This is a genomic window from Providencia sp. (assembly GCF_052096715.1).
Taxonomy (GTDB): Bacteria; Pseudomonadota; Gammaproteobacteria; order Enterobacterales; family Enterobacteriaceae; genus Providencia.
Map to the genome: position 1 here is coordinate 190,130 of NZ_JBQDNB010000004.1, position 23,132 is coordinate 213,261.

A 23,132-nucleotide genomic window follows, 5' to 3' on the forward strand; every position below is an offset into this window, starting at 1 on the left:
TATTTCATCTAACCTGCTTCTCTCAGTTATACATCTAGATGGCTACTTTGAATACCAATAGCACTATTTATTTCTCGGATTATTTCTTATATGTCATAACTTATAGATATAAAAAAACCTCACACAGCCAAATAGGCGATATGAGGTTGATACAGAAAAACAAAAGCGATTACAAGAATGCACCATAAATAACGGAAGTTATTGATGCTAAACCACAAAGCAATGTAAATGCTTGAGCCAACTTAGATGTGCTGAACTTTTTCATCGCAGGAACAATACGCATTGCAACCACTGGCAGGATGAATAGGATAGCCGCAATCATTGGCGCCCCCATAGTTTCAATCATCCCTAAAATACTTGGATTACGAATAGTGACTATCCACGTTGTCAGAACAATAAATAGCATAGAGGCTATTTCAATTTTCTTCACTGAGAACGATGAGCGAGATTTAATTAAGCCAACTAAGCCTTCATGCGCACCGAGAAAATGACCAAAATAGCTCGAAACAATGGCAGCAAATGCAACAATAGGCCCTAAATAAGAAATAATAGGTGATGGATTGATATTCGCAATATGGGATAACACGCTGATATTTTCTCTCTTCGCAATCTCTAATTCAGCAGGATTAAGCGATAAAACAACAGAGAAAACAAAAAACATCACAAAACCAGTCAACATGATAGCCGCACCACCGGTGATCATATCCGTTTTAATGATAGCTTTATCACCAAATTGTTGACGTTGGTCTTTAGTAAATTGGCTAATAATTGGGCTATGGTTAAATGAAAATACAATTAATGGAATGGCCATCCAAACAACTGTTGGTAATGCCGCCCAATCAGGCGCAACATCTAACATTGACGTATTCCATTCTGGGATCAAATACAGTGATAATGCTAATAAAATGAAGACTAAAGGATAAACCATTAGAGATGTCAATTTCAGCATCAAATCTCTACCGAAAACAACCCCAGCAGTCATTGCAAAAATCAGCACACCAGATAATAACCAACGTGGAATCGGTGCCCAACCAATCTGATTAACGAGGAAAGAATCTACCGTATTGGTAATACCAACCCCATAAATTAAGACAATCGGGTAAATCGCGAAAAAATATGCGAACGTAATAATATTTGCGCCAACTTTACCGAAATGTTCTTCAACAGTATCGGTAATATCTGCATTTGGATTTTTAGCTGATAATACAAAACGTGCTAACCCTTTATGAGCCAACCAAATCATGGGAGTTGCCAGTAATGCCAAGATAACTAGCGGCCAGAAACCACCCGCACCAGCCTTAATTGGTAAAAAAAGTACGCCTGCCCCCACAGCAGTACCAAATAAAGATAAAACCCAAGTGAAATCCTTATAGGTCCATTTACTGACTGACGTCTCTGCAATACTTAGTGGTTTTTCTATTGTGCTCATAAAGTAATTTTCATCATTAACATTGTTGTAAAAAGATGAGCGGATTCTGCATTAAACCAAGAGCACTACCTAGCTTAATTTAAAATTTTGTTGCACTTTTTGGCACAGATCTCATAAATGATGTTAATTAAATGATATTTGTCGAGGTAAGCAGAGAAAAATTCATCATTCGTTTAAAAAAACCCTACTAAAATAGGGATAAAACGTATTAATAAGGTTTATTCGCTTTTTAATTTCAACGTTAATAATTAAAAACAACTAATTAATAGTTAAAAAAATGGCTAGGATTTAAATTAACCCTAACCATTTATATCTGTATTAATATTTAATTAAATATTAAAGATAAATCGGCACCAAGATCTCTGTCGCGATGACCACAACGACCAACCCAACGAGTACAGGAACAGATGTTCTTTTCACCACTTCAAATGGCGAAATCTTCGCCATCCCCGATACGGCAACCACCACACCAGAAACTGGAGACAACGTCCGCCCCAAATTAGAAGCTTGTAGCATTGGAATAACCAAATAGGCAGGATTCACACCCATTTGCTTGGCAAGATGCGGAATCAACTCAACGAATGCATAGAAAGGTGCATTACCTGAACCTGTGGTCATTGCCGCTAACATTGTAATAATTACCAAGGCAATCATCATGATAATAGCGCCTGAGCCGAAAGATTGTGCAAGGTCAATTAGCCCTTTAATAAAGCCAATCGTACTAAGACCTTGAGCAAATACACCAGCGGCCACTAACAGCATGACAACGGTGGCAAATGCATCTGCCATTCCCTTGTAGCAAACCTCTAAACCACCATAAACGTGCTTGGCACTGAAACTACGAATAAACTCAATCACTGCGGCTAAAATAATACAGCCAACAATAATCGTCACTATGTGTAGTTCAGGCGCCCATTTACCATCAAAGACCAATACACCAATAATTGGCGTGAATGGCAAGATTGCATAAAATGCCGGTGCATGAGTTTTGATTTCATTCACATCAAGCATTTCAGTTTTAACATTTTCTTTTCTATCAAGATAACGCTGCCAGAAAAAGTGTGCGATAGACATCGCCACAATTGCCGCGATTGAAATAGGTAATGTCGTTTTGAAGGCGAAATCAATCAACGGCATTTCAGCGGCTTTCGCAGCTAAAATAACATCACCCGAAGTTGGTGCTAAAATAATCGCAGCCGGAGATGCACAGATTGCAGCTGCGGCACCTCGACTAATCCCCACATTGACCATCACAGGGAATAATGTCGCCATCAACAACACCCCAAGACCTGTTGCGGATGAAACTGCCAGTGACATTAAGCAAGCGATAATATATGCCGCAACCATCAAGATATAAGGCGAGTTGATCATTTTTAGTGGTTTTGATGCAATTTTAACCACCACATCATTAGCACCTATGTGAGTCATATAAGTTGCAAACCCACACAACACCATGATCATCATGCCAAGGTCGCCACCTCGGCTCATTAATAGGAATTTAATGTATTCCAAAATATCTGTTACGCGCCACCCCGTCGCTTTTACAGATTCAGGTAATACACTTTTTCCCATCATTGCAGTAATGATCAGAAGTAAAATACCTCCGGTCATTAGCACACCCGTTGCTGAATAGCCTTTTATAATGTAGCGGCCAACTCCAATAGCGACGATAACGCCGATTAAGAGCTCAATCATTTGTTTCTCCTGCCCTGTCTCATTTTGTAATTATAGAAAAATACTCTGCCGAATAATTAAGCTAAATTCACTGATATTAATCATAACAGCAGATGGTTTTAATATATAAATAAGACAAAGTACAAGAAAAAAAATAATAATTCTTTTTTTGAAGAAAAAACGAGGTTCATTTCCCTAACAATAAGTACTCGCTAGGGAAACAATAATTATCTTAGAAAAAATATTTGAAGCGGGCACGAGCACCATAACGGTCGTTATCGTGACTATTAATCATATTATGGGTATCAGTATTAATTCTAGAATAATACGCCCCCAAGTAAATTTTATAGTTATCTAAGTCCAATATTTGGGGTAATTCATAAGAAGCATAAATAGTGTGGATATCGTATTTACCCGGTGTTGAGTTTAATACAGAGTTTGGATCAGACGATATCTTATCTGAGTTAAAATCTTTAATATCATTATGTGCAAAGATATAGCCGAGCTGAGCACGACGCCATAAACCAAAACCGCCTATCGATAAATCTTTTTCAGAAGTTGCATCTAAATAAGCAGTGCTCAATGTCAGTTGAAGTCCATTATCAGGATCTTGTGCTAACGTATTCCAGCCTACCGTCATGCCGTAACCATTACGTTTTGACATGTCTTGCCATTTACCCTCCACCGTATCGCCATAAGCATTATTGATAACTTGAGATTCCATTGCGACTGCAACTTTAAAATCATTAGGCTGCCATGCAATCACAGGCCTCAAATAAATCACATTTTTTTTATTATCCAATTGATAGCCATGATACGTTTTGTCATCAAACAAAGAAGTGCCATCTTCAACTAACGCATTAATTTCAAAATACCAATCATCCAACGATTTAGATAATTGAACACTGCCACCATCCCCTGAACGACCACGGCCTTCTTTCATCATATAAATATAACCAAAACCGTCACCATAAAGATCATTCGCCGTATTACCAGAATATTGAATAAAGGTATCTTGACCTAATGAAAACATATCATAAGCTTCATAGCGCCCTAATTTAGCTTCCCAACTATTTTGTTGCCCAAAATAAAATGCCGCATCATCTAAATTCATTTTCCCCGTCATATCTGCCAGCGGCTGTACTGAAAAACCCGCATAGTTACCGTTATCTTTCATATGTTTGCCATCAAGCCCAATTAAGATACGTCCATTAATATCCCAATTATCACTTTTATTAGGCTCATTACCTTTACCAAGCGCTGTACGAACCGACGTAATCTGCCCTTTGCGACTCGCAGCATCCATATTAAATTCAACATCACCATAAAGTTTCAATTCACCAAAATCGTTGTTGTATTGCACTCCTGGGGCTGATTTTTGCGTTTTTTTAGGTACAGTTTCTGCCGGTAATGCAGATTGGCTAGCTTGAGGTACAACGTTCTGAGTCATCATGATGTGCTCAAGCTCTTGCGCTTTACGTTCTGCTGTAGCTGCACGCTGTTCTGCTTGTTCAGCTCTTTTTTCAAGTGCTTGTAATCTTTCTTCAATACGACTGAGATCTGTTTCTGCTTGGCTATTGATAGGAAGAACTGCAACCAAAGCCACTGCAATGGCGGACAAATAAAACTTCTTCATATTGATACCTATTTGAATTAACCCGATAAGCTAAAATTGCAGCTCAACTGACATTGTTTTTATATAAAACAAAAATATTGTTTAGATTATGAACATGAGTATACAATCAAATTACTGTTAACGTTAACAGTAATGATGAAAATAAGAGTTTTCGTATCATTATTTGATGTAACTCAATTGAAGATAATGACCAACAACCGTTAACGAGAAAGGATAAAAAGAAAGAAAAAAGACCAATTACTAATAAAATGGCTTAATTTTTGAATTGTTCATAAATCATGTCACCAAAGAAACCTCTGGACTGTAAATACCTAACTTGTTTACTTTTTTCTTTAAAATCAGAAGGTAAATCATCGCCAAATTTCTTAGTTCGTACTTCAATAGCTTTTTCGAACCAATCGACCTCGACATTTTCAAGATGGGTCTCAACTAATGCTTCAATGAATCCTTTTTGCCGCAGTTCTTGCTTAATGCGCAATGGTCCATAGCCCTTGCGCACGTAACTCTGCATCAACAAAGAAACAACACGATCATCATCAAGAAAGTGTTGTTCATCCAGCTTGGCAAGCACTCTTTCAATTAAGAGTTCATCAATAATTCTATCGTTTTTTTCGTACATACGGCGCTTCATACGGGCGAATAGTTCAGCCCTTCCGTAATCACGACGAGAAAGTAAGAAAAGGGCATATTGATAAAGCTCAAGGTCATTCATATTGTTATCTTATTGTCGTTAATTTTATGGGCACATTGATTTTTCAACGTAACCTGTGCCCAACCAAGATTAATGAACTTGAGCACCACTGAGTAATTTATAGATTGTATCAGGTGTATAACTACCATCTTGAAAATAAATAGTCCAATCCGTAATATCATCTCGTGTTAACGGATAAACTTCCCCTTCTTGCATATGCTGTACATAGAACGGATGGTTAATTAAACGCCCTTCAAATTGCTCACCATTCCATGATATCGGTTCAAACCACATATGTTCATGACCATCATAGTCTTCTTCTTCATCATGATAACCAATACCGCATTTTACTAAGAAACGCCAATCTGAATCCGCTTGTTCTTCCGATTTCCCCATAAATTTAGCAAAAAAACCTTTTTTCTGCACAACCGGCTTTGGCCCATAATTGTCTAACATATGCGTGAAATATTCCCAGCGTAATTTGGCCTTGCGGGACATATCAGCGGTTTCTTCATCAGTGCGCATGAACATCATGGCATTTTGATCTTCAAACCCTTGAAAAAAGCTTTCAAGGGTCGGATTTTCTTGAGTGACACGAAATAACATCACGGAGGGATGCTGGTGAGATTCATCACGATCATGCCAATCCCCCATAAAACGTGCTGAATTTGTATCACCAAACTCAAAATTCATCTCTTCAAGCGGTTTTAAATCATCAACTAATGTCGATTGCCCTACATGCAACAAACCTTCTTCAAACGGTACCGCAACCAAATACTCATGACCAGTTTGTGTTTGCCCAATAAAAATAGGTTCATTAAATACAATCTTGCTCTGAGTAATACTGTTATTCACAAAACTCCAAAATAATTCGGGAATACCATAATAAGAAGCAATCGGATGTGGAATAATAATTTCAGCTTCAGAAAGGTCGCAACGGGCTAAACCATGCGTATGGAACCAATACATGGTTGGTGCTCGATCCTCTTCCGTTTGCTCCTCATTTTCATCTTGGTCGTAAATGGCATGAACCACATATAAAGAGTCCACACTCGGCATCAAATCATCCACTAATTGGAAGTTTAGCCATTCCCGTGTAAATACTTTACCTGCCGCAGAAAGATCTAAACCCAATAACAAATCAGGTACGAGTATTTGAATAATTTTTAATTGTTGAAGATAACTAACAAGCGGTTGCTCTTGGAACATGCATTCAATGATAACCGCTTGCGGTGCAGAGCTAGCCTCTGCATATAACTCAGGACTAATTGGATCGGTAGCAAAATACGGGTTAATTGAATATTCCGGATCGCTATCAACAAGAGAAATATAAAAACGTAACTCTTGTTCATCTTTTTTACATGAGAAAAAGAAACCGCCATCTTCTGGGATATAATCAACCTCACCTTCAGTAAAATACGTTTGTTGCTCTAAACGTTTCTCAAGTAATGAAGATGTCAGTTCAGATCCAGGGATCGCCACCATCATAGATGCTTCTTTTTCGCCTTTCCCTGCCGCAATATCAGGGTATTGTTGTTTATTGTTCATTATTTTGACCCATTATTTATTTACTTGAGGATATCAGCTTAAATTCATTAAGAATATTGTGATTATTCTTAACAATTTTATATTGTGATTTAATACTTTGCATTTCGTCTAAGCTAATGAATTATCATTATTCGACAATAATTTATTCTACTTTTCATCCCGTATTCACTAAGGCACAATAGTGCTCTATTGATTATCGGTTCAATGATATTTAGTCGATAAAATAATTCAATTGCATCAAAATATAGGTTATGAAATATGTCTAATTTAACTCACGAACAAAAAGAATACGTTGATGACCTTGCTATGCAACGCGTATTTGATATGAATAACGATGATGTACTCATCAATGCATTAGAGCAAAAAGTCCACCAGATGGAAGAGCACTTAAAAACCTATTTCCATGAACGTGTTCATTTTCATCAACAGAATAAGAAATAGCGTTTAATTTCATCGCTTATGCTAATTATTGTGCCGATTATAATGAATAACGGCACAAACCTTAAACTTAGCCGCAATATTATTAACCTTAATTAACTATCAACCCTCGTTATATTCACTAATAGGTGAATATAAAATAGCATCATGAGCCATCATAAAAGCCAAATACTATGCTAATATTCTACGAAGAAGAATGAGCTTTGTAGCTTATTCCATTTCTCTCTTCTTTATTTTTCGTATATTGAGTTCACTTATGACACGCATATCATTCAGCGCTGCGCTGATCCTTTCATCTTGTATTTCTATTCCTGCCAGTTTTGCTGATAACGATCGTCCTTTATTTTCCATGACCATGAGTGAGTCTGGTGCGCCGAAAAGTAATAATGAAGGGGGTATTACTCGTTCTTCTGCTACAGAGTCACGAGTACTGCCTATTTGGGGAGACGAAGCGCGCGCCCGAGGCTATGATTTACCTGAACCATTTGGGGCAAGTTATGGTTATATGAATATGCGCCAAGATATTGTGGTGGATAAAATTGGTTTCAGCTCTGATAAACCATTAGGACAAGCCCTACTGTCTAAAATCTCTGTCGAGACAGGCCATACCCGCGAAAAAAATGAATCTCACATGCTAAAATTAGACACGTGGGTATTTCCTTTTATGAATATGTATGGTGTTTACGGAAAAACTAAAGGTACATCTAAAACAAATATTACTGGTATTTATCTTGCAGGAAGCCCCGATCCTATGTGGGAAAACCTACCCTTTGTCTTAGACTTTGAAGGTAAAACCTATGGAGGTGGTGTCACCTTTGCTGGTGGCTATAACCAATTTTTTGGGACTTTAGATTTCAATTATACAAGAACAAGTCTTGATATTCTTGATGGTGAAATTTCTGCGTTTGTTATCACCCCTCGTGTTGGTTATGAATTTATTTTTGAACCATTAATTAGTGGGCAAGGAAATACCAAAATTCAAATTTGGACTGGTGCTATGTATCAAGATATCACTCAACGTTTTAAAGGTGATGTCAGTAAATTATCATTACCAGAAGAACTTGATTTCTTTATGAAAGACCCATCATTTATTGGTAATGTGAAATTCGATGTTGAACAGCACCTTGCCCATAAATGGAATAATACCGTAGGTGCTCGAGTCGAGCTTACTCGTAACTTTAATGTACTCACTGAAATTGGTTTCAATAACCGAAATAGCTTCTTTATTTCAGGAGAGTTCCGTTTTTAATGCTAAAACTGAATGTTCTTCAAAGGCTGACATTGCTCAGCCTTTTTATTATGCCAATATCTCAGGCACAAATTTTACCTGAACGCCAACAAATTGATGGCTGGCTCAATGAGCTTGGTGGTAAAAATAGCTTTGATGAAAGTAAAACGGTTGATTGGGGAATACTTCCGGGGCCTTTTTATACCCCTGAAATGGGACTGGGAGTCGGTACGGCTATAGTTGGACTGTACCGTATTGATAAAGAAGATAAAATCACACAGCCCTCTTCGATTGGCTTAAGTGGTTTTGCTTCTTCAACAGGGGCTTTTGGTATTAATTTTACCAACTATAATTTTATTGATAACGACCAGTGGCGATTATTTATTTCAGGGACATTAAACAATGTACCCACTTATTATTGGGGCAAAGGTTACGCCGCAGGGAAAAATGATAATAATAAAGAAAAGTATCATTCCCAAGAATTCAAAATTACCCCAAGAGCATTATACAAACTCACTGATGCAACTTATTTTGGATTAGGGTGGCATTTTTCATCAATGAACGCCAGTGACCCAGATGCAGGAGCACGAAAATACTTTTCACAAACCATTGGTGGACGCTCAGTAGTCAATTCAGGTATGAGTACTTATTTTAGCTATGATAGCCGTGACTTCTTACCTAATGCACACCAAGGCCAAGCCTTTGAAGTAATCTACACCTATTTTGCACCTAGTTTTGGTAGTGATACGCGCTTTCAAACCACTCAACTCCAATATGCTTATTACCATGAAATAACTGGCAAGACCGTTTTTGCTATCGATAATTATGCCCGTTTTACAACGGGTAACGTTCCTTGGGATCAACTGTCTCTGCTCGGTAATGGCAACCGGATGCGCGGTTATTATGAAGGACGTTACCGTGATAATAATATTTTCACCAGCCAAATTGAGTTAAGACATAAGCTCGATTGGCGACACGGTGTCGTCGGCTGGCTTGGCACTGGTACCATGAGTGACTCCCCCTCTTCATTAGGTGAAGGGCACTGGCTACCTACGGTTGGCGTTGGTTATCGCTTTGAATTTAAACCGAGAATGAATGTACGCCTTGATTTTGGTATTGGTCGAAATAGCACCGGGGTTTATTTTCAGGTGGGTGAGGCATTCTAATGTATAAATCTATTATTATCTTATGCATGACGGTATTTTTAGCGGCTTGCCAAAATACCCAAAAACAGAACTTATCAATTATTGCCCCTGTTTTAACGAGCGATAGCCAAGAAGAAGCCTTGCAAAGTTGGCCTGTCGTTGATGAATTAGAGCCACCACAAGGTTTGAGAGCTTGCTGTGCATTTGGTTATGACTTACAGGCACAGCTTTTGGGAGTTCCTGTTCCTTTTTATACCATCGACAATATCGTTGAGGCCGATAAACTCGGCGAACATCATTATAATGATAGCTTTGTGGGCGCAGCTGCTGCGTTGATGGGAGTCAGTCATGAAAAAGTCGGATTATTATACACAGATAAAGGCAGTTTTATTGATGTCTCCCATGTCCGAGACACCGCCGATTATACATTCTATTTATTTAGCCAAATTTATCCACGTCTTGGCCAAGAATGGTCGCTAACACTCAGTAATGAGCTGACAAGCAGACAAATTCATTTTAGCGCATTTCATGCGCCACAATCCGCAAAGCAACGCTATACCCTCAGCGCTTATTTAGCCGCAAAACTTGCATTCCAACTTGCCGCATGGCATGAAATAGCCCAATGGTATGGTTACCAATCTGTACCAGGTTTCTCTGAAGGTATTTCGGCATTTTCCCCTGAAGATTTGTATTCGAACTTATTGGGGGCAAGACTTTCGATGACATTGATTTTACAAGGTCGAGCACAATCATTACCTATGTACGCTCAATCCATCACGCAAATACTCCCTGTAGCATTACATCAACTCGGTGATAAAAAGAAGCAAGATTCCCGTAAAATGTTTGATAAAGTTGATGGTATTTGGTGGAACAGTTACCAACGCGTTCCAGAAAAGTTTCTTGTGTTAACCAGAGACTATGAAACTAAAGATAATCGATTACCTTTATTTCCAACTCAAATGATCCCCTCGGAAGGTTTGCGATTAAGCCTGCCAGATAGCTACCTTGGTTATTCACTTACACAATTAGCTGAATTACGCTTATTACCAACAACAAATATGGGGCAGCTTCCCACATCGACACATTATTGGACAGTTTCTGACTTTTCACTACTGGCTGAAGCGGCCAAAGCGCAAGATGCACAACAACAAATTTTGCGCCCTTAATAATATAATCTATGCCGTGAACCTTATTAATTCACGGCATAGATATCAAATTTAAATCATTCGTCTATATTGCTAACTAATGGCAAAAATTATCACTAAAATTAAGCGCCTGACTTTCCCATTCCGTTAACAATTGCATAATCTCTAATGAATCTTGTAAACCCACCGCTGGACGCTTTGCTTCGAGCTGTTTTTGCATTAACGCATTTCCAACCGCTTGGACTTGATAATAAAAAGCATCACCTTCAGCTGAAATTTCAATCCGTTGAGCAGGTTGTTCATAAGGCATAACAGTTATCACATTTCCTTGAACCTCTGGTAACCAAGGGTTACTTTCAATGCGCAAGGTTCCTGCGCTACCTTGAATACTAAAATCCCAAAACATGCCATAATCTTCTACACAATGTAGATGTGCCACAGCAAGCCCAGGCCAAGTTAACAGCGCTGAAGTTTCTATGATATTAGTATCTGCACCTCGTCTACCGTTTGCCGCTATTTGATAGCGATTTGCCATTTCACCATAACTAAGCTGCATGACTAAGTGAATTAAAGATGCGGGATAACAACCAAGGTTATAAATCGCACCTCGACTGTCTGGATTAACAAATTTTACAATATCAGCACCATAACGTGCAGTAATTGAGCGAACTTCACCCACAACACCACTTTTCAATTGAGCGACTAACTCAGTAATCAACGGATGGTGCAAATACATCAATCCTTCAAGAAAGAAAACCTTATGCTCTTTTATTGCTGCTAATGCAATTTGTGTTTTCTCCATATCAACAGAGAGTGATTTTTCACACAAAATAGCTTTTCCTGCACGAGCGGCCTGAAGAATATATTCATGATGTACATGATTAGGTAAAGCGATATAAATCACATCGACTTCTGGGTCAGCAATTATTTGTGCATAATCATTAAACACATGTTTTGTTGGATGCTGCTGACAAAAGGCAGCCAGATTGGCACTTGAACGCCCTGCAACACCATAAACTTGATGCCCCGGTACACCGGCAATTGCATCTGCCATCACCCCAGAAATGAAACTTGTTCCCAAAATACCCCAATTAATCATCGAGTAGGCTCCTTGGGCTCATCATCAGATAACGTAGTTTCAAATGCACGGATCAGTTTAACCCAACCGGCTTGGATAAAGGCCTGCGTATGAGGTAAGGTAAAATGTTGCTGATGAGCAGCAAGACTGTCATAGCGCTCCCATAGAATAAACCGACTAGGATCAGCATTGTCCTGCCATGCATATGCCAGTGAGCAGCCAGGTTCCTGACGCATCGCTAAGCAAAATGCATCTATTGCCACCTTTGCTTCTTCAACTGACCATGGTGAATTGACATAAACCTCAGCGGTAACAAAATGCCCCATCTCTTCCATACACACTCTCTTATGAGCTGATTTAAATTTTCACACACTGTTGCATTAACTTTCGTAGAATGACCTATAAAAAACATCTTCTACGAGCTAGTTAAAATACAATTAATGATTGATCCAGTTGTCACATGCCAATTCAGCCACTGCCATTTCAATATCATAAGGTACCGGCTGAGGTATTTTAGCTAATGACTGACTCGCTAAAGCGATACGCTCCAGACTCAAGGTTTGTAACGCTAATCCCAAGTCCATCACTTCGATTGGATTACCATTTCCGGCAGACAAATTAACTAAATTTGCATCCGACATCAGGTACAGTTGTTTTTTATTTTTCAATTGATATAGATTGATTTTCGGTATGATTTCTTCTTTATATTCGGCAAGTTCATTTAATGCTTCAACATCAACTTCTCGTTGAAAATGGCCTGCATTAGCAATAATAACTTTGTCTTTCATTAAGAGAAAATCTTTAGCTGTTAACACGTTATCACGACCCACTACACTCACAACAAAATCTGCATCAGGAATAGCATCACTCAACTGTGCGGTATAAAAACCTTCCAAGTGAGCCTCAAGACGTGTTAACGGGTTAGTTTCAACAACAGTAACATGTGCCCCCATTCCTCTGAATCGTTGAGCAACACCGGAGCCACAATAACCATAGCCAATCACAACCACTTTTTTACCGTGGATCATGACATTAGTCGCGTGAGCAATACTTTCAACCACTGATGAGCCCACACCATAACGGTTTTCAATGATCCGCTTAGCTTGAGTATCATTAATAACTAGCGTCGGCCAAAGATTTGCAGAGAAATCTTCGCGCAGACGATTCGCTCCTGTCGTGGTTTCTTCGGTTGCCCCTAATATTTTAGTCTGTAAATGGCTAAACTCAGGGTCAGTGAGGATCAATTCATGTAAATCAGCCCCATTATCAGCAATGATATCGGGCCCTACGCGTAAAATTTCTTTGCAATAATTAATATGGTCAGCGAAATCTTCTGCTCGTTGTGAAAAAACCTGAGCACCGTAATATTCGACTAATGCAGCCGCTGTTTCATCTTGCGTTGAACCCGGAGAGCCTGTTATTGCAATTTTAGCGCCGCCTTTAGTTAGCGCTTCAATCCACACACCCGTTTTAGCTTCGACATGTAGACAAATACTGATAGTCAGGCCTTTAAACGGTTGCTCTTTTTCAAGGCGGATCATTAAGCTTTGCATAATTGGCATATGTGCTTTCGCCCAATTAATACGCTTCATTCCTTGCGGCGCTAGACTTAAATCTTTAATACGGTACTCAGTTTCGTTCAACATCACTTCCACCTATTATATTGTTGCGTTTTCACAACTAACCACATCTATTTCTAGTGGTTAACAGTTTCACCTTGTGAATCTGACGGTTTTCTAAGCAACATGTAAATTGAATAAAGAATGGTGAATGAGCCGGTATAACAGGCAAAAACAATCCAGAACATGTGCCAGTCAACAACGCCATTAACCGTATTTAAATCAAGTACCCAACCACTTAACATCGCACCAAGGTAAGTACCAAAACCATTCACAAAGGTCGTAAATATCCCTTGGGCAGTTGAGCGATATTGCAATGGAATTTCTTTATCTAAGAAAAGAGAACCTGAAATATTAAAGAAATCGAACGCACAGCCATAAACAATCATTGATAACAGAAGTACGAAAGTACCAATGGTTGAGAAATCACCATAAGCAAATAGACCAAAACGTAAAATCCACGCCAACATACTGAATAATAAGATGGTCTCTATTTTGATTTTCTTAAGTAAGAAAGGAAGCACTAAAATAAAACAGACTTCTGAAAATTGAGAAATAGACAAGAAGATCGTTGGAAAACTTGCAAATAATGAACCTTCAGCCTCTGGATTTTTTGCCAGATCTTGCAAGAAAGGCACACCCAGAGTGTTAGTGATTTGCAAAACCGAACCCAACAACATCGCAAAAAAGAGGAATACAACAACATTATGTTTTTGAAAAACGAATAAAATGTTTTTCATATTAAAGTTAGACGTCGCGATAGCTTCTTTCTCAGATTTATCAACAGGTTTAGCCGCTGGCAAGGTGAGCGAGAAAATGGCAAGGACAACAGAAGCACCCGAAGCGATAAATAGCTGATAATGGCTCGTTTCAAGTCTTAACAGGCTTATCGTCCACATTGCAGCAATGAAGCCGACAGTACCGAATACACGAATTTTAGGAAAATATTTATTTGATTCTAATTTTTGCTGTTCTAGTAACTCAAATAGGATGCTATTACACATCGATATACTTGGCATATAAAACATTAAATTCAATAATAAAACTAAAAATAGCATGGTTACACTGGTGCTATACGCCACTAAAATTAAGGTAACGGCTGAAAGCAAATGCAGGGTAATAAATACCAGTTTTCGATTATTAATTTTATCTGCAACCATACCAATCACTACAGGTGCAAAAAGTGAAGCGAGACCCAATGAACTAAAAACTAATCCAATATCACTCCCTTTAAACTGCAACGTATTAAATAGATACGATGCCAAGGTCACGAGCCAAGACCCCCAAATAAAATACTGTAAAAACGACACAACTTTTAATCTAAATATTGTACTCATTTAATCACCCGTTAGCTGTAGGATGCCATTTATGTCACCGCTATTATCGGCCAAACTATAAATTACTGACCAAACTATAGTACCGACCATCGCATCATACATATGATTATTATTCCCTAATGTGAGGTAATTCACAGTAAGTCATACGTATTACTTATTTAATTGGCTTAAATAAATTTACTTTACTCATTCGCTTTACTCATATTAATAGTGCATATTTTCACCCTATAAATAAGACGAGGTAAAACAAATTAATATCCACCTTATTATCCTAGACCTTTGTTACACTTGCTATAAAAAAAGGTATTTGCGTTATGACTAAAAAAAAGAATAGTTCGACATATCAACCCTCTATTAATAGTAAAGATGTCGCTAAATTAGCAAATGTCTCACAATCAACTGTTTCACTTGTTCTTAGCGGTAAATCAAAAGGTAGGGTTTCTGAAACCACTCGATTACGCGTTTTAGCTGTCGTTGAAGACTTAAATTATCAACCTAATGTCAGCGCTCAAATGCTACGTAATGGTTCATCAACCAATATTGCCTTTGTGGTACCTGATCTACAACAACCCTATTTTGGAAAAGTTATTTATGCCGCGGAGATAGCGGCTGCTAAATCAGGTTATTCTGTTATTCTCCTCGACAGTATCGCTAATGATGAATGGTGCGATAAACTCATTTCCCTTTTTCAAAGTAAAGTAATAAGTGGCTGCATTATATATGCTTGTAGTGATGAATTTACGCTCAAATTAGCCAGTTATAGAAAACAAATCGTCTATATTGAGCCCGATAATGAAGACAATATTGATATTGAGCTTAATATTACTGAAACAACGAATAAAATCATCGAATACATTCAGCAATCAGATCGTTATCGAATCGGTTACTTTCGCGCTGAATTCCCTAGAAGGCATTTTCTTAGACGACATCGCATATTCGAAAGTAAATTTAATGCACTAGAACACCAAAATAAAACACTGCATCTTGAATATTCAACTTTCTCTGTTGAAGAAGCGACTTATCGCGCAGAAATATTACTCCAAACCCAGCCTAATCTCGTTATCTGTGATGATGATTTACTTGCAGGCGCCATTTATCGTGCGGCAAGAAAACATAATATTGAGATACCACAAGACATCGCTGTTATTGGTTTTAATGATACAGACCTTTGTCATTATTTATATCCTGAATTATCAACGGTACAGATCCCTGCCGAATATATAGGTGCCTTAGCAATCAAAATGCTTATAGATAGGGCAAATGATATTCAAGTCACTGAGCAAAAAGAACTCATCGAACTTATTTATGTTCCCCGCAATTCGACCCGCTAATTTATACTGGGTGATCATTCTTCAATGACTCATTATTAAAATAGTCACTCATTCACCCTTTCCAGAGACATTTAACTAATAGGTAATATTAACATTATCAGCATTACAATTTATCACCCAAGAAAGAGATTATTTAATCAAAATATGTCACCTCCCACTCCATTTTCACGACCTTTTAAAATGATTTTTTTAGATAAAACCTATGCTAAATTTACTTTTCTTTTATTGTGTTTTACCCACCACTTTCTTACTCATTACTAGGACATGTAAACATTCCTAAAAAGATGCATTTCTCAATTTGATTAAAAAACACACCATCAACCGCTCATTTATTAACCAAAATAACCTTTCAATAAGTACATGAATTGATTGTATTTTGATCAAATTTAACTTATGTAACACCAACATCAAGGCAAATAAGTAATAATAATTTATAAATAACCAAAAGGTACTATAAATTATTTTAGCTAACCACTAAAAAATAAACATAAATTTAATTTACCCTCAAACCATAACAAAACAATACAGAAATTTAGCTAATGTCAGCCGGATATAAGTAGCTCATGAAAAATTATTCTGCTACTATTCGGTCGAATTTTGTTCAGAGATACTTAGGAGAAGCAAATGCCCTCTCGAACGATGAGGACAAAAGCCGTCTTCGCTTTCTTATTTTTACTATTATTTTCGAGTCTTAGTTTAGGCTCTACCAGCACCAGTACCATGCTCAAAAAAGAGTATTCTCACAAGGCAGTGCAGAGCACAAATCAAGCTCAAACATCGTTGCCTGATTTGCGAAAATACCCAACTGGTACACCACGTAAGAAAGCGTTTTTGAAAACGGTTGTCCCCGTGATTGAAAAAGTCAATCAACAGATTATGGAAGAGCGAAACTGGCTCCTTTCAGTGCGTAAAAACAAGAAGTGGAGCGCACAAGAGCTACGCCAACTGGCTCAAATATGTGATAGCTATGGTATGAAATGTAATAACCCACAACGTATTAACTGGGATAAATTACTCAGTCGTGTGGATATCATGCCGACACATTTAGTGGCGACACAAGCTGCAACAGAATCAGGTTGGGGTACATCTCAACTAGCAACACAAAATGGTAATTTGTTTGGAATGCGCTGCGGAAGCGGGTGTCAGGCTAAACAAGGGAAAGTTAAAGGTTATTCTGTATACTCTTCAGTTGAAGGCACCGTAACCGCCTATATGAAGAATATGAATACCCACAATGCTTATGAATCACTACGTAATTCAAGAGCGAAACAACGTAAATCAACTGATGAGTTAGATACCACAAAACTTATCAATGATATGAAAGGCTACTCAGAGTTAGGTTCTACTTATAACCGCTATTTACAAGAGATGTACGCGAGTAACGAAGAATTGATTACACAAGCTCAAAAAAGAGCAATAACTCGCATTTAATTTTGTATCACCAGGTACAAGACACTAAAAAATCCACTCTCAATAGAGTGGATTTTTTTATTGAGCCAACTAAGATAAATCAGCGCCTAAAAAAGCACATCAATATAGAGAACAGACATAAGTATGTGACTTAAGTCGTTGAGAGAGACCAACAACGCACCTGCTTGAAATATGACGAGCAATAATCTTATTGCATAAGGCATGATAATAAATATCATAGGGCATCTTCTTACTACTAAAATAATTAACATTTTGAGTCCAACATGAATTTTTTCTCGTTTGAGTTTCTTGGCTCTTTTTTAGTGTTTTTCCTTATTTATTGGAGTTGTCAACCAAGCGCAAAGTTACAAAATGGCTTACTTATTACGGCAAGCTACTTTTTTGTTTATTCATTTAGCCCTGACTTTGCTTATATATTATTCGGCTATACCTTTTTCATTTATCTATTAACTAACTGGCTAACAAATTGGCTCACTAATAAATGGATTTATGTCATTCTAGCCACAGGAATTATTGGCTGCTTTACTTTATTTAAATACTATTCGTTTTTCCAAGAAACCATACAACAAACATTAGACAAATTCGGTTTCAGTGTTGGGCTGCCTATTATTGAGTTGCTCGCGCCATTAGGCCTATCCTTTTATGCTTTCCATTCCGTTAGCTACACAGTCTCGGTTTGCCGTAAGGAAATAACTAAAGCTGACTTTTTTGATGTCACTTTATACCTTGCCTTTTTTCCTAGCATCGTCGCAGGCCCAATTAACCGAGCAAAAAACTTCCTACCGCAAATACAAGCTGAAACTCGGACAATATTAGACACCCGAAAAGCAATACTGCTTATCTGCTTGGCATTAGTTAAGCTATTTTTATTTAGCTCATTTCTTGCCGAGAACTATGTTAATCCCGTATTCGATGCCCCTACTGGATACAGTGCGGGAGAAATCTTAGTGGCAACCTACGCCTATGCTTGGAATATCTATTTTAATTTCTCTGGTTATACCAACCTAGTCACAGGTATTGCGCTATTACTTGGCTATAGAGTACCCGTTAACTTTAATGCACCTTATATGGCCGCCAACCTCAAAGAATTCTGGGCGCGTTGGCACATTAGCTTATCAACCTTTATTCGCGATTATGTTTATATCCCATTAGGTGGCAACCGTAAGGGATTTAGTCGAATGAATACCAACGTTTTTCTCGCAATGGTAATTTCAGGGTTATGGCATGGCGCCGCAATGACATTTGTGGTGTGGGGAGCAATACATGGTTTAGGGATTGTATTACTCAACCTTAAAAGTTTCTGTATGGAAAAATTAGGTTGGACAAAAACATTACCGAACAAAACACTCTCGACTCTAGTGTCGCGTATTATTACCTTCCACTTTGTGTGCTTCGCTTGGATATTTTTCCGCAGCCAAACTTTTGATGATGCAATCATGATGCTCAATCAAATTATTGCACCTGGATTTATTGCCTCTGTCAGTGCCAGTCTTGGATTAATTATCGCTTTTTGGGTGCTACTACTTGCTTACCCTTGTTTTGTTCAAAGTTACCATTACATAGCAAAGAAATATCAACAAATTCCTTGGTACTACTACCCCATTCCATTGGCTATCGTTCTTACCATTATGTTTATGCTTTCTCCATCTGGAATGCCAGGATTTATTTATGCTAACTTCTGAGTTTAAAAATACCCTGATAAAAGCCGGGCAAGTACTCTTTATTGTATTGATTGCAGGTTTATTACTCATCTGGTTGAACCAAAGCTCATTAGAGCGCTTCTGGCAGCAGAAGTATCATCAGGATACTCCATGGTCAAATATGGCAGGAAACGCCACATGGGACTATGGCGCTCATTTAAATGAGGGTATACAAGCAGCGGGGAGTTCTTTTGCCTACCATGCTTCTGGACAGAAAGCGAAAGAAGAGAAAGCAGCGGAAGCTTTAGCCAATCAGCACAGTAAACTCAATTTTCCTCATGATTATCGTGTTGGGCTAAATTTCCTAAATGGCTATGTTTATCCCGCAGAAACCTTATCGGTCACTTTTCCTGAATTACTTAAGCGCCCACAAGCAAGAACAAATAACACCAAAGTTCATTTTGGCACGTTTACAGCTAAGCAAAACATCCCCATCGTACCGAAGCATATCGCCAATATCGCCAAAGGGGATCAAGTACTCTTTGCAGGGGATTCGATGATGCAAGGCATCGCACCCCACGTTAAAAACATGCTCTTGAAAAAATATAATATCGATAGCATTAATTTAAGTAAGCAAAGTACAGGGCTTGCCTATCCTCGCTTTTTTAATTGGCCACAAACTATTGCCAAGGCGTTGAATGATAATCCTAATATTAAAGTATTAGTGGTCTTTTTAGGGCCAAATGACCCATGGGATATGCCACCTCAAGCAGGCTATAAATATGTCAAATTTAAAAGCGAAGGCTGGGAACAGGTGTATCGTGAGCGTATTAGTGATATATTATCGACCGCTCGCCAGCACAATGTCGATGTGATTTGGGTTGGCCCCCCCAATATGCGTAAGAATACGCTATCTGATGGTATGAAATTCCTAAGAAGTCTTTACCAATCCGAGGTCGAGAATCACGGTGAAATTTATTTTTCCGCGAATGATGTCTTAAAATATAAAAATGACACTTATTCCGACTATATTGGGGATGAAAGCAGCACAATTAAATTAAGAAGTGGTGATGGGATCCATTTCAGCACAAAAGGACAACAAGCCATTGCTGAAAAAGTTTTTTCACTCATTCATTTCGAAGAGGAAGCAAAGGAACCTCATGAAACTGAACAATCTACGTCAAGTTAGTCGAAAATTAGCCGCAGCTAGCGTCATTACGCTACTGTCGCTTGGGCTACTTTCTTGCCAAAATACAGCGGATAGAACCACGACAGTTTCCCCATCAAAAGGCCAACCAGCCACTGAACAAGGGCAACTGATAAATAATGCAGAACCCAATCTGGGCCATTTTGCCAGTAAATTGCGCCAAGGTAACCAACAGGTTCATATTGTCCAATTAGGCGACTCACACACTGCGGCTGACTTTTTTAGTGGTAATCTGAGAACATTATTTCAACAACGCTATGGGGATGCGGGTCTTGGTTTTGTACCACCAATCTCGGTTCCGGGGCAAAGAACTGCCACCATTAATCGCGTGAGTGATAAAAAACAATGGACACTATTTTCAAGCCGTAAAGATGAACGCTTTGATTACCCCTTGGGCGGCTTAATTGCGCAACCTGCCGCCGCAAGTAATAGCATATTGTTAAAGCCATTACAGCCCGCACAAGGAAACTATCAATTACAAGCGCTTTACCAGACAACCTCTGATACGCAGATGAATGTTTCTCCTGCGGCATCATCCGTACTTTCTTTGCCTGCAACGGGTAGCAGTTGGCGCTTCTCATCGCCAGTTAATACTCAACTACCCGCACAAGTTTCAGTGGGTAAAGAAAATAATTTAAAAATTGGCGGTTGGTTGCTGCGTTCAACACAACCTGGCGTGATGCTTTCTGCGCTCGGTTTAAATGGCGCTACTCTGAGTATGGTTGATAAATGGCAACCACAATGGAGTGAAACCTTGGCACAAATGTCGCCCGATATGGTGATCTTAGCTTACGGTACCAATGAGGCCTTTAACGATACCTTAGATCTAGCAGCTTATGAGCGAGTTTTAAGCGAAAAAATTCGCTTAATCCGCCAACAGGTGCCTAATAGCGTAATTTTATTAGTTGGGCCAAACGACTCAATCAAATTCAGTAACGCCGCAACCTGTCAGGCACAAATGCCAGTTAACTTAATGAATGTAATTCAAATACAGAAGAAAGTAGCAGCCCAAGAAAATACGTTATTCTGGGATTGGCAAGCCTTTATGGGAGGGCCTTGTTCGATTCGAACATGGGCGGCTCAAGATTTAGCGCGTCCTGATAACGTACATTTGTCTGTTGATGGTTACAAGAAAAGTGCACAAGGTTTATACAGCCAATTGAACCAACTGCTAAACTAGTTGCTTTAAATATTATCAACGAGAACGGCAGGGATATGTATTCCTGCCATTTTTATATTCTATTCCTGTTAGTTTTCCTGCGCATGTTCTCATACTCTAAAGAATTTCCCGCTATTCCACTTTGGACTTTTCTGACTTTTTTATTTATTGCCCCATGAAATTTTGCCATCACATCGGTAATGCCAACAAATAACTCAAATAAAAACATTAAGTTAAACCATCAGAAATATGAATATGTCTGACTTTTTTCGACTTTATTTTACGCCCCAAAAAACATAAAAAATCGTGACCATTATTTAAATAAATATTCACACCATAAAATTAGTATCACCTATGTTCAATCGAGAAATAGCATCGTTGTCAGTCGATGTTTATTGAATGAGAGTCAGATAACAAACCATTTTCCAGACAAATAAATACCAAGGTTTGTTTTTGAAAAAAACCGTGAACCACTCTTTGCGATAACCAGAGTCATTTTACGGTCTGCAATCATGGGTAATACTTTATTCAGGTTTATTTTATGTCGATTACTTTTTGTGAAAAAACGTTTCATACCTATATTGAAACACTATCCAATAAAACAAAAAATAGCTTTTATCTTACTCACTCCCTGTTACTAAAAATCAGTATAGGTGAAATTAAAATACGAATAGAAGAGGGGCAATGGCAAACGCTAACAACCTCGAATATTTGCTTTCTACCTAAAGGCGGATCTATTGAGATAATCCGCAGTGATAAATATGACTCATTGGCAGTCGATGTAATCCCGATAACCAGCGAGATGCTAAAATGCTTTTACCAACAACATTCTTCTTTGTTTCTCAATAAAACAAAATCAAAATCTGTTAATAATATTTGCTACACCGAATTACAACAAAATCCTATTATTGAAAATGTATTTTATTCTGCTACGAAGGAACTACTTCTACTTTCCAATAATAATGTCATTAACATCCACTTAAGCTTTATACTGTCTTTTTTCCTATTTGTGGATGGATTTATTCCCGCACTGCATGCCTCAATGAACATATCAGTAAAAGATAAGGTCTATGACTTGATTTTTTATGGTGCAGGAAAGCATTGCTGTACTTTAGATACAGTCGCTAAAAAACTTCATATGAGTGCATCAACACTAAAACGTCGTCTATCGAGTGAATACACCAGTTTTTCTAAAATAAGTTTAATGTCTCGGATGAATAAAGCCATGATGTTATCTAAAGCAGATAATATGCCAATGACACGTATTGCACATGAAGTCGGTTATGATGATGTTTCTTATTTTTTACTTGCCTTTAAAAGTTTTCATGCACAACCAGCGGCTACATTCCCATTATTCAAATAATTTATTATTTAACACATTGAACCTCACCATTTA

General features: G+C 38.2%; 19 protein-coding genes. 10 read left to right on the plus strand and 9 right to left on the minus strand.

Translation table 11 applies throughout. The features are described 5' to 3' along the window. Positions 1 to 169 precede the first annotated feature (169 nt). The 5 genes from ACTH6U_RS05360 to ACTH6U_RS05380 all read right to left on the minus strand — a co-directional run bounded on the left by ACTH6U_RS05360 (position 170) and on the right by ACTH6U_RS05380 (position 6,978). Complete coding sequence (locus ACTH6U_RS05360) at positions 170 to 1,429, minus strand: aromatic amino acid transport family protein (RefSeq protein WP_441831757.1); 1,260 nt, start codon at positions 1,427 to 1,429, stop codon at positions 170 to 172. Between the two features lie 336 nt (positions 1,430 to 1,765). Further along, positions 1,766 to 3,124 (minus strand): anaerobic C4-dicarboxylate transporter DcuC, encoded by a 1,359-nt coding sequence (gene dcuC / locus ACTH6U_RS05365; RefSeq protein WP_294109806.1) that lies wholly within the window; start codon positions 3,122 to 3,124, stop codon positions 1,766 to 1,768. A gap of 211 nt (positions 3,125 to 3,335) precedes the next feature. Next, on the minus strand, positions 3,336 to 4,739 hold the full coding sequence (locus ACTH6U_RS05370; protein WP_441831758.1) for a carbohydrate porin: 1,404 nt from the start codon (positions 4,737 to 4,739) through the stop codon (positions 3,336 to 3,338). A gap of 253 nt (positions 4,740 to 4,992) precedes the next feature. Continuing rightward, complete coding sequence (locus ACTH6U_RS05375) at positions 4,993 to 5,451, minus strand: regulatory protein RecX (RefSeq protein ID WP_434720850.1); 459 nt, start codon at positions 5,449 to 5,451, stop codon at positions 4,993 to 4,995. Positions 5,452 to 5,520: 69 nt separating this feature from the next. Next, entirely contained in the window at positions 5,521 to 6,978 is a 1,458-nt protein-coding gene (locus tag ACTH6U_RS05380; protein ID WP_441831759.1) for a DUF4026 domain-containing protein, read from the minus strand. A gap of 258 nt (positions 6,979 to 7,236) precedes the next feature. On the opposite strand from ACTH6U_RS05380, the gene ACTH6U_RS05385 reads away from it, so the two are divergent. The 4 genes from ACTH6U_RS05385 (at position 7,237) to ACTH6U_RS05400 (ending at position 10,955) form a co-directional block, all read left to right on the plus strand. Beyond that, complete coding sequence (locus ACTH6U_RS05385) at positions 7,237 to 7,419, plus strand: hypothetical protein (protein WP_294109814.1); 183 nt, start codon at positions 7,237 to 7,239, stop codon at positions 7,417 to 7,419. A 253-nt stretch (positions 7,420 to 7,672) separates the two neighbouring features. After that, positions 7,673 to 8,665, plus strand: a complete 993-nt coding sequence (locus ACTH6U_RS05390) for a hypothetical protein (protein WP_441831760.1) — start codon at positions 7,673 to 7,675, stop codon at positions 8,663 to 8,665. Then, complete coding sequence (locus ACTH6U_RS05395) at positions 8,665 to 9,810, plus strand: BamA/TamA family outer membrane protein (RefSeq protein ID WP_441831761.1); 1,146 nt, start codon at positions 8,665 to 8,667, stop codon at positions 9,808 to 9,810. The genes ACTH6U_RS05390 and ACTH6U_RS05395 overlap by 1 nt, the downstream gene beginning before the upstream one ends. Beyond that, on the plus strand, positions 9,810 to 10,955 hold the full coding sequence (locus ACTH6U_RS05400) for a DUF4056 domain-containing protein (protein ID WP_441831762.1): 1,146 nt from the start codon (positions 9,810 to 9,812) through the stop codon (positions 10,953 to 10,955). The genes ACTH6U_RS05395 and ACTH6U_RS05400 overlap by 1 nt, the downstream gene beginning before the upstream one ends. 76 nt (positions 10,956 to 11,031) lie before the next feature. Here the strand turns inward: ACTH6U_RS05400 and ACTH6U_RS05405 are convergent, their stop codons facing one another. From ACTH6U_RS05405 to ACTH6U_RS05420, 4 genes are all read right to left on the minus strand, one after another. Further along, complete coding sequence (locus ACTH6U_RS05405; protein ID WP_441831763.1) at positions 11,032 to 12,033, minus strand: Gfo/Idh/MocA family protein; 1,002 nt, start codon at positions 12,031 to 12,033, stop codon at positions 11,032 to 11,034. Further along, entirely contained in the window at positions 12,030 to 12,347 is a 318-nt protein-coding gene (locus ACTH6U_RS05410) for a putative quinol monooxygenase (protein ID WP_336430996.1), read from the minus strand. Before ACTH6U_RS05410 ends, ACTH6U_RS05405 begins: the two co-directional genes overlap by 4 nt. A 102-nt stretch (positions 12,348 to 12,449) precedes the next feature. Beyond that, entirely contained in the window at positions 12,450 to 13,658 is a 1,209-nt protein-coding gene (locus ACTH6U_RS05415) for an adenosylhomocysteinase (protein ID WP_294109825.1), read from the minus strand. Positions 13,659 to 13,708: 50 nt separating this feature from the next. Next, complete coding sequence (locus ACTH6U_RS05420; RefSeq protein WP_294109826.1) at positions 13,709 to 14,968, minus strand: MFS transporter; 1,260 nt, start codon at positions 14,966 to 14,968, stop codon at positions 13,709 to 13,711. Between the two features lie 314 nt (positions 14,969 to 15,282). Here ACTH6U_RS05420 and ACTH6U_RS05425 point away from each other — a divergent pair, with 314 nt between their 5' ends. From ACTH6U_RS05425 to ACTH6U_RS05450, 6 genes are all read left to right on the plus strand, one after another. Beyond that, on the plus strand, positions 15,283 to 16,299 hold the full coding sequence (locus ACTH6U_RS05425) for a LacI family DNA-binding transcriptional regulator (RefSeq protein ID WP_441831764.1): 1,017 nt from the start codon (positions 15,283 to 15,285) through the stop codon (positions 16,297 to 16,299). A gap of 624 nt (positions 16,300 to 16,923) precedes the next feature. Continuing rightward, a complete protein-coding gene (locus ACTH6U_RS05430; protein WP_294109832.1) occupies positions 16,924 to 17,730 on the plus strand; it encodes a protein bax in 807 nt (268 codons plus the stop codon). Between the two features lie 263 nt (positions 17,731 to 17,993). Then, positions 17,994 to 19,412 (plus strand): MBOAT family O-acyltransferase, encoded by a 1,419-nt coding sequence (locus ACTH6U_RS05435; RefSeq protein WP_336430997.1) that lies wholly within the window; start codon positions 17,994 to 17,996, stop codon positions 19,410 to 19,412. After that, the gene (locus tag ACTH6U_RS05440) at positions 19,399 to 20,559 is read left to right on the plus strand and encodes an SGNH/GDSL hydrolase family protein (RefSeq protein ID WP_294109836.1); all 1,161 of its coding nucleotides are present in this window, start codon (positions 19,399 to 19,401) and stop codon (positions 20,557 to 20,559) included. Before ACTH6U_RS05435 ends, ACTH6U_RS05440 begins: the two co-directional genes overlap by 14 nt. Further along, positions 20,531 to 21,757 (plus strand): SGNH/GDSL hydrolase family protein, encoded by a 1,227-nt coding sequence (locus ACTH6U_RS05445; protein WP_441831765.1) that lies wholly within the window; start codon positions 20,531 to 20,533, stop codon positions 21,755 to 21,757. Before ACTH6U_RS05440 ends, ACTH6U_RS05445 begins: the two co-directional genes overlap by 29 nt. Positions 21,758 to 22,277: 520 nt before the next feature. Continuing rightward, positions 22,278 to 23,099, plus strand: coding sequence for a helix-turn-helix domain-containing protein (locus ACTH6U_RS05450; RefSeq protein ID WP_441831766.1), 822 nt, complete (start codon positions 22,278 to 22,280; stop codon positions 23,097 to 23,099). Positions 23,100 to 23,132: the final 33 nt, after the last annotated feature.

Coding starts and splice junctions, on each gene's coding strand:
- ACTH6U_RS05360 (WP_441831757.1), bottom strand. CDS start 1,429: ATGAGCACAATAGAAAAACCACTAAGTATTGCAGAGACGTCAGTCAGT.
- dcuC (WP_294109806.1), bottom strand. CDS start 3,124: ATGATTGAGCTCTTAATCGGCGTTATCGTCGCTATTGGAGTTGGCCGC.
- ACTH6U_RS05370 (WP_441831758.1), bottom strand. CDS start 4,739: ATGAAGAAGTTTTATTTGTCCGCCATTGCAGTGGCTTTGGTTGCAGTT.
- ACTH6U_RS05375 (WP_434720850.1), bottom strand. CDS start 5,451: ATGAATGACCTTGAGCTTTATCAATATGCCCTTTTCTTACTTTCTCGT.
- ACTH6U_RS05380 (WP_441831759.1), bottom strand. CDS start 6,978: ATGAACAATAAACAACAATACCCTGATATTGCGGCAGGGAAAGGCGAA.
- ACTH6U_RS05385 (WP_294109814.1), top strand. CDS start 7,237: ATGTCTAATTTAACTCACGAACAAAAAGAATACGTTGATGACCTTGCT.
- ACTH6U_RS05390 (WP_441831760.1), top strand. CDS start 7,673: ATGACACGCATATCATTCAGCGCTGCGCTGATCCTTTCATCTTGTATT.
- ACTH6U_RS05395 (WP_441831761.1), top strand. CDS start 8,665: ATGCTAAAACTGAATGTTCTTCAAAGGCTGACATTGCTCAGCCTTTTT.
- ACTH6U_RS05400 (WP_441831762.1), top strand. CDS start 9,810: ATGTATAAATCTATTATTATCTTATGCATGACGGTATTTTTAGCGGCT.
- ACTH6U_RS05405 (WP_441831763.1), bottom strand. CDS start 12,033: ATGATTAATTGGGGTATTTTGGGAACAAGTTTCATTTCTGGGGTGATG.
- ACTH6U_RS05410 (WP_336430996.1), bottom strand. CDS start 12,347: ATGGAAGAGATGGGGCATTTTGTTACCGCTGAGGTTTATGTCAATTCA.
- ACTH6U_RS05415 (WP_294109825.1), bottom strand. CDS start 13,658: ATGTTGAACGAAACTGAGTACCGTATTAAAGATTTAAGTCTAGCGCCG.
- ACTH6U_RS05420 (WP_294109826.1), bottom strand. CDS start 14,968: ATGAGTACAATATTTAGATTAAAAGTTGTGTCGTTTTTACAGTATTTT.
- ACTH6U_RS05425 (WP_441831764.1), top strand. CDS start 15,283: ATGACTAAAAAAAAGAATAGTTCGACATATCAACCCTCTATTAATAGT.
- ACTH6U_RS05430 (WP_294109832.1), top strand. CDS start 16,924: ATGCCCTCTCGAACGATGAGGACAAAAGCCGTCTTCGCTTTCTTATTT.
- ACTH6U_RS05435 (WP_336430997.1), top strand. CDS start 17,994: ATGAATTTTTTCTCGTTTGAGTTTCTTGGCTCTTTTTTAGTGTTTTTC.
- ACTH6U_RS05440 (WP_294109836.1), top strand. CDS start 19,399: ATGCTAACTTCTGAGTTTAAAAATACCCTGATAAAAGCCGGGCAAGTA.
- ACTH6U_RS05445 (WP_441831765.1), top strand. CDS start 20,531: ATGAAACTGAACAATCTACGTCAAGTTAGTCGAAAATTAGCCGCAGCT.
- ACTH6U_RS05450 (WP_441831766.1), top strand. CDS start 22,278: ATGTCGATTACTTTTTGTGAAAAAACGTTTCATACCTATATTGAAACA.